This window comes from Stenotrophomonas panacihumi (genome assembly GCF_001431645.1).
Lineage (GTDB): Bacteria > Pseudomonadota > Gammaproteobacteria > Xanthomonadales > Xanthomonadaceae > Stenotrophomonas_A > Stenotrophomonas_A panacihumi.
Genome location: NZ_LLXU01000131.1, coordinates 22184 through 38182, shown reverse-complemented (window position 1 = coordinate 38182; position 15999 = coordinate 22184). Strand labels below are relative to the sequence as shown.

Here is a 15999-nt window from a genome sequence, read left to right as displayed (position 1 = left end):
CTTGCCACGAGGAACCCCATGGCCACACGCAAGAAAGCCGAAACCCGCAAGACCCCCGCCGCCCGGAAGCCGTCACCGCGCGCGGCGTCCAAGGCGGCCCGCCCCGAAGCGGCCGCGGCCACCGCGAAACGGCAGCGTGCGCTGCAGGCCGAGGTGGATCGCCAGGAGAAGGCCAAGCCGGCCAGGAAGCCCGCCAAGCAGCCGGTGCAGGCCGGCACCCGCCGCCAGCCGGAGAACCCGCTACCGCCGCAACACCTGCGCAAGCCCGGCAAGGAACATGCCTTGGCCGAAGCGCCTCGCTATATGGCACCGGACTACCTGGGCAGCGAAAAGCTCAAGGGCATGAGCGCGATCATCACGGGTGGCGATTCGGGCATCGGCCGCGCGGTGGCCGTGCTGTTCGCCCGCGAAGGGGCCGATGTCGCGGTGCTCTATCTCGACGAACACGAAGATGCGCAAGCCACCTGCGACGCCGTGGAAGCAGAGGGGCGTCGCTGCCTGCTGATCAGTGGCGACGTGCGTGACAGCGCCTTCTGTGACGCGGCCGTGGCCGAAGTGGTGGCCGCGTTCGGCGGATTGGACATCCTCGTCAACAACGCCGCCTTCCAGTTGCACACCGAGGCGATCGAGGACCTGACCGACGAGCACCTCGACGAGACCCTGCGCACCAACATCGGCGGCTATTTCCACATGGCCCGTGCCGCCGTGCCGCACCTGGGGCGTGGTGCGTGCATCATCAATACCGGTTCGGAGACCGGCCTGTTCGGCAGCAAGGCGCTGCTGGACTATTCGGCGACCAAGGGCGCGATCCATGCCTTCACGATGGCGCTGGCCAGCCAGCTGCAACCGCGCGGCATCCGGGTCAACGCCGTGGCGCCGGGGCCGGTGTGGACGCCGCTCAATCCGGCCGACAAACAGGCCAAGGACGTTGCCGATTTCGGCAAGGACAGCGCGATGGGACGGCCGGCGCAGCCTGAAGAGCTGTCGCCCGCGTATGTGTTCCTGGCTTCGCCGGTCACCGCCAGCTACATCACGGGGGCGATCCTGCCGGTGATGGGGGGGGCGCACGGGTGAGCGCTTGACGAGATCACCGCCCACCTGGCCGATCAGCCGCTCGTCGATGATCTGCACGCCCTTGCCGATGGTGTCGCCACTGCTGAAGAAGGTGGTGGTGCCGCGCTTTCCTCCGATGATCGTTTCGTCGTCGCTGAGGCGCCCGAGCTCTTGCCCCTGGCGGTCGCGGCACTGGCATAGATGCCGAAGCCGGCTTTCGAATCGATCGTGATGACGATCTCGCCGCTGCTGGCCTGACGCTGATGTGCAGGCCGCTGCTGGAGGTCTTCCGCGTATCGCGGAAGGCCATGCTGTCTTCCGCCTCCTCGATGGCGGCTGCTCATCCTCTGTAAGGTTCACTCCAAGACGAGAAGTCGAACTCTCCGGGTAAATTCCTCAACGTGTGGGCACTGTAGCGGTCGATGGCGTCGACGGGATCATGCAGGACGCGCAGATTGGCGAAATCGCCCTCATGGACGTGGTACACAACCTGATCGCGCCTGGTGGAAATGACGAAGAACTGATCGCCGGTGGGTGCGAAGACATTGGCAGGGCGAGTGTCCAAGAAGCAGCGGAACATGTAGTGATTCTTGTCGTACTCTGACTTCGCTGGGACTAAGCAATCCGGGAACATCTCTACGAGCTTCGGCAGGAATTTCCTTCTCCATCCCTTACCAAGCGAATCCAAGAATCTGTCGGCATGCAGCCATCCAAAGCTAGGATGAGTCACCAGCCTTCGGTTGACGAATAGTCCACCATAAGGTTCGCCCGGGATCCGCCATCCCTCCGTGCGCCAAAGCCACGACTTGGCCAGACCATCAGGAAGAGCCAGGAGAGTTCCGAAGCAATCATTGCCACGCTCGTAACTATCCCCGCGAAAACATGGCCGCACTTCCACCATGCGACCATTAGAATCGAATGCCAGCGTTTCAAGCCCAGCTGGTTGGTCGTCCGGAAAGTGCTGAGGGACATAACTCATGCCGAGCAACAATGGACTCTCGCAGTCAAGCAGGGCTTCGTAAGAGTGAGGTTGCAGTAGGGCTAGAGGCTCCATCGCCCAATCGCGCCCCCGGTCCAGAAGACCGAGAGTGTCTTCCTTGTTGTCGAGTAGAATCTCGAGAAGACTCTTAGGAATGTCAGAGGATCGTTCATATACGCCTGCGTCGAAGTAGGAGAAGAACTCCGTCAAAGAGACCATGGCACCGTTTCCAGTCATTCCCCTGTGCTCCTATAGCGATCAATCCTATCTGTGACGATTTTACGGAACGCGCTCTGTTGTATTTCCAAACGCTTCTTGTAGTTCGGATGCACCAGGCGTCCATTCCACATGACCCATCCGCCAGTCGGTCCTTCGATTTTGCAACCCTTCGAGCAGTTAGCTGACTTCACCATGGGTTGATAGTTTCGCGGATCCTCCATAAGTTCCTTTTGGATGTTCTTCGGGAGGTTCGCGAAACCATGGCACCGGTACCAGTGACTGGTTCAGGCCAGCACCGGCCGCGCCGCCCAGCACATTGCCACCGCCCAGCGTCGCTACCGCAGCGCCGACTGCCGCATGCAGCGCCATCTTCTCCTTGCTGCCCTCGGCCCAGCCGTACTTCTCGGCCAGCGTCCCCGCCGCCTGGAAGCCCAGCTCACCGGCCACCTGCTGGAGCTGCAGCTGCTCGCTGACCTTGCGCGCATCGAAGATCTCCTTCAGCCCGTCCTTCTGCAGCTCGGTCACGCCACGCTGGATTCCCGTTCCGCTGCCGTCGTCCACGATCAGCGTGCCGTCGGCGATACCGGCGTGGGGGTGCTGGTCCCCGAGTCGCGCTTCTGCCGGAAGCTTCCGCTCACACCTCCGCCGCTGGAGCCGCCGCTGGCGCTGAAACTCGCACTCTTCAACTCACGTGGGCGGTGGTGCGGCGCGCTCTCAAGGATCGATGCCTGCTTCGGCGATCAAGGCCATCAGTTCTTGCGCCATCGCGGAGACGACAGCGGACGATGCACCAAGTCTCGTGTCGAATGACGCTGTGTCCAAGGTGGCAAAGGTTTCGCGCATACAGGAAAACATTACTAGAATCTGCTCCTCAGATAGATGCAGAGAAAATTCATCATTGCCTTCCTTAAACAATTTCATTTTTCACCTCAATCAAATGGATGATTTCTTGAAGGCAGCTTGGAGATATAGTCATCCCAATCCTTTGGTCTGAAGGCAGTTCCCTCAGCACCATTTGGATTTCGAACTACGACAGACCCAGTGCTATCTTGAAGGTAGACAGTTCTCCCATCCTTGTAATAGCGCACCGAAGACGGGTTGGAAATAACTTTTTCGATGTGGGAAGCGAACTGCTCACGGGTTCGAACTCCAAACTCCAAAAATTCCCCCTGATCAAGAACGTGCTTCTGAAAGGCATGGCCACTGGCAATCTCTTGAGCTGTCAGCTGTCTACTGAGCTTTATCCCGTTAATGGCGTTGGCAGCATCCGCCACCTCATCCGCACTTCGAAGCACCCCAGCGCCCTTCACTGGAGTCACCCCCACTGCTGCCATCGCGATGGCAGCGGGATCATTATCCCGGATGCCGACGATGGCTTGGCCCAGCGGTCCTCCGACCAGGCCGCTACGTGCCAATGGATACAAAGTCACCAGGCTGGCATAAGTCTGGATGTCGCCATTCGTCCATTCGGTGCCCGGCTTGCGCAGCAAGGCTTCGATCGTTCCTTGGTCCCTCAGTTCGTCCGCTGCGTATCGGTATCCGGCCATGTCAACGCGGGAACCGTGCACGGCCATGTCGTCGTCCTCGCCACCGACCAGGGAATTGAGCACGCCTCCGAATCTGTCAGCCAGGGTTTCCGACTTGGCGTGGTACGCCTTGTCGTAGTAGTTGCCGTAGAGCGTCGGGTTGGCACGTTGGTCCGGTGTCGCGCTGAAGTAGCCATTGCTCGAAGCCCAGGCCGGTGTGTTGCTGGCCAACCATTGCTTCGCCCTGCCGTCTTCCGGCCCGAGCTTCTGCGCCCATTGGTCATCGACCTGGCGCAACACCTGCTTCAGCAGGAGGTTCTCGGCATCACGCTCGCTGATGCCTGCTTCCTTTGCGTACTTGGGAGCGAGGTCACCCAGGATCAGCTTCATCTCTTCCGGATGTAGCTGTCGGTTGTACACATCGCCGGCCAGCGCCGTGCTGACGCCCGAGGCACCCCCGAGCGCACCGCCCAGTGCCGCACTGCCCAACGCCATCAGGGCTTCGTAGGCTGCGCTGCCCCGCGCCACGTCATTGGCGATCAGGTGCTCGGTCATTGCCCCCTTTGCCTGCTCGCCACCGGCCGCGCCCAGTGCGCCGCCGGCCACATTGCCACCGCCCAGGGCGGCCGCCGTAGCCCCGGCCATGCCGTGCAGAAGCACCTTGTTGCGACCGCCATCGCTCCAGCCGTCCAAGCGCGATAGCGCGTCAGCCTCACCGACCGCATCGCCCCGCTCTCGGGCGGCTACCAGATCGTTCGCAGCCTTCTTCTGCTGGGATTCGGCGAAGTCACCCACTGCGGTGAATGCCAGCTCCCCCGCCACCTGCTGGAGCTGCAGCTGCTCGCTGACCTTGCGCGCATCGAAGATCTCCTTCAGCCCGTCCTGCTGCAGCTGTGTGACACCGCGCTGGATGCCCTCACCGCTGCCGTCGTCCACGATCAGCGTGCCGTTGGCGATACCGGCCTTCGTGGTGCTCGTGGCCGAGTCGCTCTTCTGCTGGAAGCTGCCAGTCCCGCCACCCCCGCCGGTGCCACCCCCGCCACTCACGCTGGCACTTTGCGCCTTGAACTTCGCCTCATTGACGATGTCCTTCCATTCCAGGCTGCCGGTGCGGAAGTAGTTGCTGCTTGGACCAGCCATGCTGGCAATCGCCGCGCCATCAAGCGTGGTCTTGCCGGCCACGTTGATCTGATAGCCACCTTCCCCACCCTGGATGCCGGTCTGCTCGATCACGCTCTTGTAGGTGCTGTCGACCTTGGAGGCGCTGACATAGCCGCTGGCTGAGCCGCCGCCGGTGCCGATGGCCGCGTCGAATCCCGCCGCCACGTCCTTGCGGTGGTACTCGTTTGTATCCTGCTCGCTTTGCAGGAACAGGTCGCCGCCGACCTGGCCGATCACCTGGTTGCCGATGATCTGCGCGCCGATGCCGATCGTGTCGCCACCGCTGATGAAGGTGGTGGTGCCGCGGTCGCTGCCGACGATCGTCTCGTCGTGGCTGGCGCCGTTACCCTTGCTCTTACCCTTGGCAGCGGCAGCGCTGACGTAGATGCCGAAGCCGGCCTCCGAGCCGATCGTGACGCCGATCTCGCCGCTGCTGGCCTTGTTCTGCTCGCGCAGCTCGCGCGCTTCCGTGCCGCTGAGCAGGATTAGCTGGTTGCCTGCGGCGAGCGTGGTGTTGACGCCGTCGACCTGGCTGCCGGCCACGAGCAGGTTGCCCTCGCGCGCCACCAAGGAGACATCGCCGTTGGCGCTGTAGACATTGCTGGCCTGGGAAGTGGTGGTGCTGCCATTGGCCTCGCTGCTGCTTGAGCTGCCGCCGATGCCGATGCGCAGGCTCATGCCGTTGCCGTTGGCCATTCTGTCGCCATTGATCACGTCCCTGGCATTGCCGAGCTGATTGCCGATGGCTCCGGGTGTGACCTTCGACAGCTCGTTGGCCGACTTGAGCGCGTATAGCGCCTTGAGCCGGCCATCCTGGGCCTGGCCGGCGGCCCGGGCACCCTGGTACGCAGTCGCCGTCTGGTCGGCGGCGCCGCCCTTGATGCTGATGTGCAGGCCGCCGCTGGAGGTCTTCCGCGTCTCGCGGAAGGCCATGCTGTCTTCCGCCTCCTCGATCGCCACGGTCACGCCACTGATCGTCAAGCCATCGCCACCGAGCACGTCCGAGCCGGTCTGCTGGTAATGGCCACCCGCATGGATCGCGGTCTTGCCAGCCACGCTGCCCAGCACCGAGCCGGTGTGGGTGGTGTCGAGCATCCGGCCGGTGGTGGCCAGCTTCTGCGAGTCAATGCTGAAGCGGACTTCGCCGTTGCTGAAGCCACCGTCATGGATTTCGCAGAATCGTGACTATCGACGGCCGGGCTTAATCTCACATGCACCGCGAGAAGGCCACGCGAAGTGCCGCACCAACTTCGGCCGGAGAACTATCCGCTGGCACAACCACATCTTCGATGCCGTCGCCCTCTGTTCGTATCCACGAATCCAAGCGATTGTGATGCGAAGGCGAGAGAGTCAAGAGAGTATGCTCTGGATTCAGCTCCACCGAGACATTCCTCATGTCCTTGAAAAGCGCACGTTTGGTCTTGTAGTCATATCGAAGCATCAGATCCGAAACCCATTCTTCATATTCTCTCTTCGATCTTTCGAAATCGAAAAATTCTGGTATCTCTTCCACCGATATTTGTCGGCTGCGCGAGAGAGCCTCGAAGACCGAAGCGCCGATATCGGAGTCAGGCGCACTGGTTGGAAGAAAAATTGAAGGACAAGCGGGATCTGCTTTCGTTCCTCTGTAACCCGACTGGGTTTCAATGATCATGAAATCGCAGTTGCAATACGCTGATGCTCTTGGCATGTGTGGCGGGTGCTCCAAACTTCACCTCACTTCGTCTTGGTCACCAAAACATTGACTCCACGCTCACGTCCGTAATTGATCGCAGACTGAATCTGCTTCCACTGCTCAGAATTCGTCTCCCTGGGAACTGCGACCCTTAGCTCACGTGATTTGATATCGCCAGTTCGAACTACTTCGCGTCCGAGACTGGCGCCTCGAAACTCCTTCACAGCATCAATATTACCTCTGAGGGAAGAGAGAACCTGCTTTGGATTGGCAATCTTGGAAGGCGTCGTCGTGTCCAAGGTCTTCGCACTCACGGCAAGTCCTGATTGGCGATCGAAGAAGTCAAACGTCTGGAAGTTTGGCGGCAAGCGCGAACCGGCCGGCAACTGCTTAGCAAGATAATCTTCCCAAGGCATGCCCTGCCCTTGAACTCCCTTACCCCATCGGATGCCGGGATCGACAACGCTGTCGCCAGGAATCCACTTTCCGCTTACCCACTTCCCGGTCAAGCCCGTGGCCAAGCCGATGGCGGTGCTACCCGCTTGCTGCCCTACCTGTTCGCCTGCGGGCTTCAGGTTGCCCTGCTGGGCTGCGTCGGCCATCGGGCGCACGCTCTCCTGCATGGCCTGCCCCGTACCGACCGGATCGGTGAACAGCACTGAGACGCTATCCCAGACCTTTCCTGCCGTATCCAGCGGATGCGCGATTGCGCTGATCGTGTCGGACACTGCACCTGCAATGCCACCGGCTACGCCTTCAAAGTAGCCTGCCGCTGCGCCCAAACCCAGCTTCCGTGGAGGCATGGAAGTCTGTGGATGAGTGCTGAAGATCGTGGAATCCTGACGTTGGTACCCGGCCGAGGTGCCGAACAGCGGAACACTGCTGCCCCATTGGTCATTGCCGATGGAGTAGTTGCCAACGCGATTGGCATATCCCTTCAGGTAGTTGGCCGCTTCTTGATCCCATCCGCCCTTGGCAGCGGCATTCGCATCCACCATCCGCAGAAGCTGCGCTTCGAGTGTTTGCTGGGCCTGATCCACCGTGACGCCATGGGCTTGGGCATAGGCTTCTGCCAGATCCTCGCGGATGACCTTTTTCTCGGTGAGATGCAGCTGCCGGTTGTTGACGTCAGCAGCCAGCGCAGTACTGGCACCACTGGTGCCACCCACAGAGCCCACCGCCAGGCTTGCGGCCTGCATCAATGCGTTGAAAGTAGTCGGGTTATCGCTTTCCTTGACCCCGGCGTCTTCGATCGCCTCCCGAAGTACCGGCACCAGTGACTGGTTCAGGCCAGCACCGGCCGCGCTGCCGAGCACATTGCCACCGCCCAGCGTCGCTACCGCAGCACCGACCGCAGCATGCAGCGCCACCTTCTCCTTGCTGCCCTCGGCCCAACCGTACTTCTCGGCTACCGTGCCCGCCGCCTGGAAGCCCAGCTCACCGGCCACCTGCTGGATCTGCAGCTGCTCAGCGACCTTGCGGGCATCAAAGATCTCCTTGAACCCATCCTTTTGCAGCTCGGTCACGCCACGCTGGATTCCCGTACCGCTGCCGTCGTCCACGATCAACGTGCCATCGGCGATACCGGCCTTCGTGGTGCTCGTGGCCGAGTCGCTCTTCTGCTGGAAGCTCGCGCTGCCGCCCCCGCCACTGGACCCACCTCCGCCACTCACACTCGCCTGCGTTGCCTTGAACTTCGCCTCATTGACTATGTCATTCCATGCCAGACTGCCGGTGCGGAAGTAGTTGCTGCTTGGATCAGCCATGCTGGCAATCGCCGCGCCATCCAGCGAGGTCTTGCCCTTGACGTTGATCTGATAGCCACCTTCCCCAGCCTGGATGCCGGTCTGCTCGATCACGCTCTTGTAGGTGCTGTCGACCTTGGAGGCGCTGACATAGCCGCTGGCCGAGCCGCCGCCGGTGCCAATGGCCGCGTCGAATCCCGCCGCCACGTCCTTGCGGTGGTACTCGTTTGTATCCTGCTCGCTTTGCAGGAACAGGTCGCCGCCGACCTGGCCGATCACCTGGTTGCCGATGGTCTGCGCGCCGATGCCAACGGTGTCGCCACCGCTGATGAAGGTGGTAGTGCCGCGGTCGCTGCCGATGATCGTCTCGTCGTGGCTGGCGCCGTTACCCTTGCTCTTACCCTTGGCAGCGGCAGCGCTGACGTAGATGCCGAAGCCGGCTTCCGATCCCATCGTGAAGCCAACCTCGCCGCTCTGGGATTTGTTCTTCTGGCGGAGCTCCCGCACTTCCTCGCCGCTGAGCAGGATCAGCTTGTCGGCCGCAGCGAGGGTGGTGTTGATGCCGTCGACCTTGCTACCGGCCACGAGCAGGCTGCCCTCGCGTGCCACCGCGCTCACGTCGCCGTTGGCGCTGTAGACATTGCTGGCCTGGGAAGTGGTGGTGCGACCCTGTTCGGTGCTGCTGCTGGAGCTGCCGCCAATGCCGATACGCAGGCTCATGCCGCCGTTGTTGGCCTTGCGGTCGCCTTTGACCACGTCTTTGGCATTGCCGACCTGATCGGCGATGGCGCCGCCGTTGACGTTCGAAGCCGCGCCGGCGGCCTTCACCGCGTACAAGGCCTTGAGCCGGTTGTCGTCGACTTCGCCGACAGCCTGGGCACTCTGGTACGCCGCCGCCGCCTGGTCGGCGGCGCCGCCCTTGATGCTGATGTGCAGGCCGCCGCTGGAGGTCTTCCGCGTCTCGCGGAAGGCCATGCTGTCTTCCACGTTCTCGATCGCCACCGTCGCGCCACTGATCGTCACGCCATCGCCACCGAGCACGTCCGAGCCGGTCTGCTGGTAATGGCCACCCGCATGGATCGCGGTCTTGCCAGCCACGCTGCCCAGCACCGAGCCGGTGTGGGTGGTGTCGAGCATCCGGCCGGTGGTAGCCAGCTTCTGCGAGCCGATACTGAAGCCGACGCCGCCATCGCTGAACACGCCACTCTTCTTCACCTGTCTGCGGCTTTCGGCTCCGAGCGTGTTTTCGCTGGCCAGGATCGAGACCATGTCCTTGGCCACCAGCACCGTTCCCGCATCGGAGACCACCGTGCTGCCCTGCACGGTGATGTTCTCGCCCTGCACCACCACCTTGTCGCCACCCCAGCTGCTGCCCTGCGCGGTGGTCTGGGTGACGCGGCTGTAGCTCTCGGTCGTCTTGCTGCCGAGCGCGCGCTTCTTTTTCGTGCTGGTGGCGCGCTCGTACTCGTCCGTGGCCGTGCCGTGGGTGATGGTGACGTCGCCTTTCGCCTCCGCATAAAGCGTGCCGTTGGCGCTGTTCAGCATGGAGGCAGTGGAGGTGATGTCACTGCCTGCTTTCAACACGACATCGCCCTGCCCCTCGACCAGCGAGCCGACGTCGGTGCCGTGCACCTCGCGGCTGAAGTCCTTGCCTGTGCGCGCTTCCTCGCGGCTGCCCACGCGTACCTTGCCGAGCTTGATGCTGCCGCCGGCGAGGATCGCGGTCTGGCCGCCTTCGCCTTCGTTGCGCACCTCGCCGGCTTGGGCGTTGTAGTCGCCGCCGGTCTTGACCAGCAGGGTGGCGTTGGAGCCGCTCACGGCCATCGTGGCCAGGCGGTCGAGCGTGGTGGCGCTGTAGCCGTTGCCGCTCTCGTGCCGGCCTTCGGTACGGGTAGTGCTGACCTGATTGATGTCGTTGGCCGCGACGGCGACCAGGCCGTGCTCGGCGCGGATGGCTCCGCCGAGGTTGTTGATGTCGCGCGCGGCATCGAGCTGCACGAAGCCACCGCTGATGCCGCCGCCCACGTTGTTGAGGTCGCGGGCCTTGAGGTCGACCAGCTGGCGGCCGTGGATCTTGCCGTTGTTGAGCAGGTCACCGACCAGGTTGGCCTTGACCACGTCGGCACCGAGCACCGCGCCGCTGGGCTTGAGGTCGCCTTGCCGCAGGCGCACGTACACGCGCGGCGCCAGCGCGGTGGCGGTGCTGCCGTCGGGCAAGGTGATGGTCTGCTCGACCAGCCAGACAATGTCGCTGGTGAGCGCGGCCATCTGCGCGTCGGTCAGCGCCAAGCCGGGGCGCAGGCCGAACTGGCGCGCGAAGGTGGCGCCGTGCTCGAGCAGGGCGCGGAACTGTTCCTCGTCGCTGGCGTAGCCGTCGAGGAAGCGGCGGCCGCTGAGCTGGGCGACCTGGTCGCGGACCAGGCCCTGCTCGTAGTAGCCATCGCCCAGGCGCTTGTGCAGGTCGGCCGGGTTGTAGCCCAGCGCCAGCAGCTGGTGCTCGCTGGAGAGCCAGTCGCGCGGGCCGCTGAAGCGTGGATCGGTCTGCACCAGCCAGGGACTGCCGGCGCCTGCGGAGCGGAACAGGCTGGCGGTGGGCAGGCGGCCATCGATGCTGCCGGTGCCGACCTGGTCGGCCGAGCCGTCGGCGGCGGCGACGAAGCGCGGCGCGTCGAGTGCGCCCGGGACAACGTCGCGTGGCCCGCCGGCCACAAGCAGGGCGCTGCCCTGCGCGGGGCGCAACAGGTTGCTGGTGCCCAGGTCACCGCGCAGGTTGGGGGCCTCGCGACCGTTGTCGAGGTTGCGCAGGCCGGCGCCGTCGATGTCCAACCGCTGGCCACCGCCCATCATCGCGCCGACCGCGCCAATCTCTTCGGACACGGGATTGGATTGGCCCGGTGCGGTGCTGCCGTCGTAGCGGTGGTGGGTGACGTCGAAGCGCCAGGTGCGATATAGCGTGGTGGCCTGGTTGTCGATCTGCGGCGGGCGGCCGTCGAGCCCGTCGATCTTCTGCTCACCACCGGCAAGCACGCGGCCATGCAGGTTGGTCAGCGTGCCGACCGCCAGGTGCATGTCGCCACCGCTCTGCAGCACGGCGTCCGGCCCGGCTTCGGTGACCACGTCTTCGAGCACCTGGCGTGTCGTGGTGCGGTACTTCTCGTTGCCGGAGAGCTTGTTGTTGCCCGCGCCCTTGGGATTGATCAGGTCGCGGTCCGGGTCGTAGAGATACTGCGCGCTGAGCTGCACGCAGCCGCTGCGGCAGGTGCCATAGGCGTCGGACCAGGCCGGCGCTTCATCGAGGTAGCGGAACGTCGGCGACTGCTCGCTGGGCCTGGTGCCGAACGAGGTGAGGTGGGCGAAGGGATCGCGCGGGCCCGGATCGACCTGGTCGGGATTGTCCTGGCCGTCCTGGCGGACGAGGTAGTAGATCGTGACGGTGCCCTCGGCCGAGGGAAGGCGGTCGCGCGCGCCCAGCGCCGCGTTCAGGCCGCCACGCTCGAAGAAGAAGGCACTCGTGCGCGGGGTGAGCCGGACCACGGCGCGGCCGATGCGCTGGCCATCCGGGGTGTAGTACGGCGCGTCTTCGAGGATGTCGGCCGGGTCGAGGTAGTACACCTCCCAGGCCTGGTAATTGCTGGTGGCGCGGATGTCACGGGTGCCGTTCTTGCCGTTGTGCCGCCAGGTCGGCTGGTCGAGCCGCAGCTGCGCATCCTGGCTGACCTGCGACGCGACGCGCACGTCGGGCCGCTCGTTGTGCAGCTCGCGGGCCTGCAGGTCGAGGTCGCCGGTGATGTCGATGGTCGCGCCGATGTTCTCGATCCGCGTGGCGGTGCCGGTGGCTTTGCGGTCGTCGTCGAGCGTGCCGCCGATGCCGGCGCTGCCGCCGCCATGGACCAGGGCCTGGCCGCTGTTGTGCAGCGTTGCCACGCCCAGGTCGAGCCGCTGGCGCGCGGCAAGGGTGCCCGATTGCAACCTGCCGCCGAGCGTCTCGTCGCGGTTGCGCAGCGTGGTGGCGTTGATCGCAACGTGGTCGCCATACAGGCGGCCACTGCCGAGGTTGTCGACTTCCGCCGCGTCCAGGTGGGTTGTTGCGCCATTCACCAGGCCGCGGTTGCCGATCCAGTCGCTGGCCTTGAGCCCGGTCAGTCCCTGGCTGCTGATCTCGCCGCTGGCGGTGTTGTCGATGCGCTGGGCCTGGACTGCCACCGCGCCGCCATTGAGCAGGCCGCGCTGGGTGAGCTGGCCGTCGGCGACCAGGGTGAGCTGGCCGTTGGTCGTCATTGTGCCGGCGTGGTCGAGGTCGCCGCGCACGTGAACCTTCGCATCGCCACGCGATTGGAGCCGGCCGGCGCCGGTGAGGGTGCGCACGGCCAGGTCCTGTGTGCTGCCGGCATGCAGCAGGCCTTCGCTGTTGTGCAGTGCGTCGGCGTCGAGTTCGAGCCGGTCGCCGGCCGAGACCACGCCGCCGGTGTTGTCCAGCGCGTCGGCCAGGGCGAAGCGGGCATCGGCGCTGGCGGCCGCGTCCGCTCCGGTGCCGGGGGATGCCGGGTCGTCACCTGCTACGGCCGGCACCGCACGCGCGGCGACGATCAGGCCATTGCCGTTGTCCAGCTTGTCGCCGCGCACCTGCAGCGAGCCGGCCTGCAGGCCCAGTGGCGTTTCGCCCTGGCGGGTGTCGCGGTTGTCGAGGCGTTGGGCGGCGATGTCCAGAAGGCCGCCGCGGTTGTCGAAGGCCTCGCTGTCGATCTGCAGCGCGCTGTGGGTGCTGTTGATCAGACCTTTGCGGTTGTCCACGCCACCACTGCGCAGCGCCAGCGTGCCGCCGACGACGCGGCCGCGCTGGTTGTCCACACCATCGCTGGCATCGACCCGCAGCCCCTGCAGCGATTCGATCGTTCCGTCGTGGTTGTCGAGGCGGCTGGCCTGCAGGTCCAGTGCACCGGTGGAGGACAGCGTGCCGCCGGCATTCAGCACTTCGCTGCCGATGCTGACGGCCAGCGCGGTGTCGCGTGCAGTACCGGCTTCCTGGCCGGGATCGAAGGCGGCGACCAGCCCGCCGCGGTTGTCCAGCGTACCGGCCACCACGGCCAGCGCGCCGGCGCCGAGCAGCCGGCCATCGGCATTGTCGAAGCCCGCGTCGACCTGCAGCTGGTGGCCGTCGCGCGCGAGGAACCGGATCGTGCCGCCCTGGTTGTCGAGCTGGCCGGCCTGCAGCCACAGCGTGCCGTTGCCACCCAGGGTGCCGCCGTTGTTGCGCAGCCGCTCGCGCACGCGCAGGCGGGCCTGGCCCTCGCCCAGACTGCTCAGCTGGCCGCCGCTGTGATCGAGCGTATCGGCGTCCAGGATGATCCGCTGGGCGAAGGTCTGCGCCGAGCGCAGGGCGAGCGCGCCGCCCTGCAGCTGCAACGTGCCGAGGCTGCCAAGCCTGCCATTGTCGCCGGCGAAACGGTCGGCGTTGATTGCCAGGGTGCCCTTGCCTGCGTGTTCGACCAGGCCGCCGGCGTTGTCGAAAGTCGACGCTTGCAGCGACAGGTCGCCATTGCCGCCGATCAGCCCGCCCTCGCGGTTGTCCAGGCGCTCACCCACCCGCAGCGTGCTGGTTTGGGCGCCGCTGGCCTGCAGCTTGCCGCCGCGGTTGTCGAACGCGGTGGCCTGGACGCTGAAGCGCTGGGCACCGAGCCGGGCGCCGCGGTGGTCGAGGGTGTCGGCGCGAAGGTCCACCGCGCCGTTGCCGGCGATGCGACCGTCCTGGCCGAGCAGGGCCTGCATGGCCAGTGACAGCGTGCCGTTGCCCGCATGAACGATGTCGCCGTCGCGGTTCACCAGCTGCGCAGCCAAGAGCGACAGGTTCGCCGCGTTGCTGGCCAGCCAGCCGCGGTCGTTGTCGAGCAGGCCATCGACCTGCAGCTGCGTATCGCCCTGGCCGGCATGGCCGAAGCGCCCGCCACGGTTGAGGAATTCGCCGGCGCGTAGCGTCAGCGTGGCAGCGAACATCAGCTCGCCACCGTGGTTGTCGACGCGGGATACGTCCAGGCGCGTATCGCCGGCCACGCGCAGCGTGCCGCCGGCGTTGCGCAGCTCGCCGCCGGTCAGCCGCAGCGTGTCGAGCGCCAGATGACCGCCACTGTTGTCCAGGCGGTCGCCCGCCAGGTCCAGGCCGAGGCGCGCGGCTTCGATCGTGCCGCCGTCGTTGTCGAGCAGGCCGGCTACCTCCAGCCTGCCCGCGGGCAGCGGCATCGCGGACGCGCCCGGCGCCGTTGCCGCCGGCATTGCCGGTGATGGCGGCGCTACGCTGGCACCGGCCGTGGGTGGGGCGGGCGCGGCGGGCGCATCGGCCGGTGGCATCGCGCCTTCGGGTGAGCGGGAGGGGGCCGTTCCGATCCGACCGCCGTCGCGGTTGGAGAGCTGGCCGGCGCCCAGCACGAGGATGCGTGGGCTGGTCTGGGCGATGCGCCCACCGCGGTTGCGCAGGCCGCTGGTTTCAAGATCGAGCCGGGGCGCCTCGATGCGGCCGTCGCGGTTGTCCAGCGTGCCGGGGGTGCGCAGCGTTACCGCATCGCCTGCGGCGATCATGCCGGCATTGCGCAGCGTGCCGGCGGACACCTGCACCGCGCCGCTGGCCCGCACGACGCCGGTGTTCTCGATGCGGCCGTCGAGCGTCACCGTCACTTCGCCGGCCTGTGCGCCGATGACGCCGGCATTGCGCATGCCGACGCCGTGTTCGTTGCCGACCAGGTGGATCTTGTTCGCGTACATGCCGCCCAATGCACCGACATCGAGGGCGAATTCCGGTGCCGGGCCGTCGCCTGCGATGGCCTGCGCCGATTCCCCATCGGCCGTCACGACCCCGCGGCCCAGTGACACCGCGGCGTGGTCGGCCTGCAGGGCGGCATTGAGCGCGACCGCGCGGGCAATCAGTTGCGTGTAGCCGCTGCCGAGTGCATGGAAGCCCCGTCCGGCGACCTCGACCGTGCCGCCGCTCACCCGATAGGCAGACAGGCTGCCGTCGCCACCGAACTGCGGCCGGCCGGTGGTCAGCACGACGCCGTTGGCGTTGATGAAGCCTGCGCCATCGGCCTGGATGCCGGCCGGATTGGCGATTACCACCTGCGCGCGGTCGCCGGCGACTTCGACCAGGCCACCAAGCCGGCTCGGCTCGCTGGTGTTGACCTCGTTGAGGATCACCCGCGCGGTGCCTCCGGCCAACCACGGATTGCCGGGCAGCCAGCCTCCAAGGTCGCTCTGCACGCGGATGCGCGAGTTGTGGAGGATCGCCCCGCCCCCATCGACGTCAAAGCGCGAGTACGCGTTGCGAGATACGCCGGCGGCGCTGGGCGTGGTGATGTTGATCGCCGGGGCGCCGGCAGGCGCGGCCAGCACGGTGGGGCGATGTTCGCGCGGCGCGGCGCGATCGGCTGCGATGCCGGGCGGCATCGCCACGGCAGGCAACGCGCACAGCCCCAACGCGAGGGCTGCAGCCAGCGGGCACACACTTGCGGCGCGACGGCCTGCGGCAACGCGGCTGCAGCCACCGCGCAAGACACGAGTGACCTCGGCCACCACCTGCAGCACGCCGAGCGCGCGGTTGAAGACGAGGCGATACAAGCGCTTGTTCACGGCGAGATCCTTCTCCGGAGGCGAAAA

At 65.6% G+C, this 15999-nt stretch carries 7 protein-coding genes; 1 reads left to right on the top strand and 6 read right to left on the bottom strand.

From position 1 onward, the window contains the following. The first annotated feature begins 18 nt into the window (after positions 1 to 18). Positions 19 to 1074 (top strand): SDR family oxidoreductase, encoded by a 1056-nt coding sequence (locus ARC20_RS16835; protein WP_057649212.1) that lies wholly within the window; start codon positions 19 to 21, stop codon positions 1072 to 1074. A gap of 319 nt (positions 1075 to 1393) precedes the next feature. On the opposite strand, the gene ARC20_RS18085 is transcribed toward ARC20_RS16835, so the two are convergent. The 6 genes from ARC20_RS18085 to ARC20_RS16815 form a co-directional block, all read right to left on the bottom strand. After that, entirely contained in the window at positions 1394 to 2251 is an 858-nt protein-coding gene (locus tag ARC20_RS18085) for a hypothetical protein (RefSeq protein WP_237642620.1), read from the bottom strand. A gap of 177 nt (positions 2252 to 2428) precedes the next feature. Beyond that, a complete protein-coding gene (locus ARC20_RS16825; RefSeq protein ID WP_237642619.1) occupies positions 2429 to 2812 on the bottom strand; it encodes a DUF637 domain-containing protein in 384 nt (127 codons plus the stop codon). A 153-nt stretch (positions 2813 to 2965) separates the two neighbouring features. Then, positions 2966 to 3172: a hypothetical protein gene (locus ARC20_RS18430; protein ID WP_146165787.1), complete on the bottom strand. Its 207-nt coding sequence runs from the start codon at positions 3170 to 3172 to the stop codon at positions 2966 to 2968. Between the two features lie 8 nt (positions 3173 to 3180). Then, entirely contained in the window at positions 3181 to 6033 is a 2853-nt protein-coding gene (locus tag ARC20_RS16820; RefSeq protein WP_057649205.1) for a hemagglutinin repeat-containing protein, read from the bottom strand. Positions 6034 to 6145: 112 nt separating this feature from the next. After that, positions 6146 to 6628, bottom strand: coding sequence for a contact-dependent growth inhibition system immunity protein (locus ARC20_RS18080; protein WP_081418251.1), 483 nt, complete (start codon positions 6626 to 6628; stop codon positions 6146 to 6148). Between the two features lie 26 nt (positions 6629 to 6654). After that, a complete protein-coding gene (locus ARC20_RS16815; RefSeq protein WP_057649203.1) occupies positions 6655 to 15972 on the bottom strand; it encodes an endonuclease toxin domain-containing protein in 9318 nt (3105 codons plus the stop codon). Positions 15973 to 15999 lie beyond the last annotated feature (27 nt).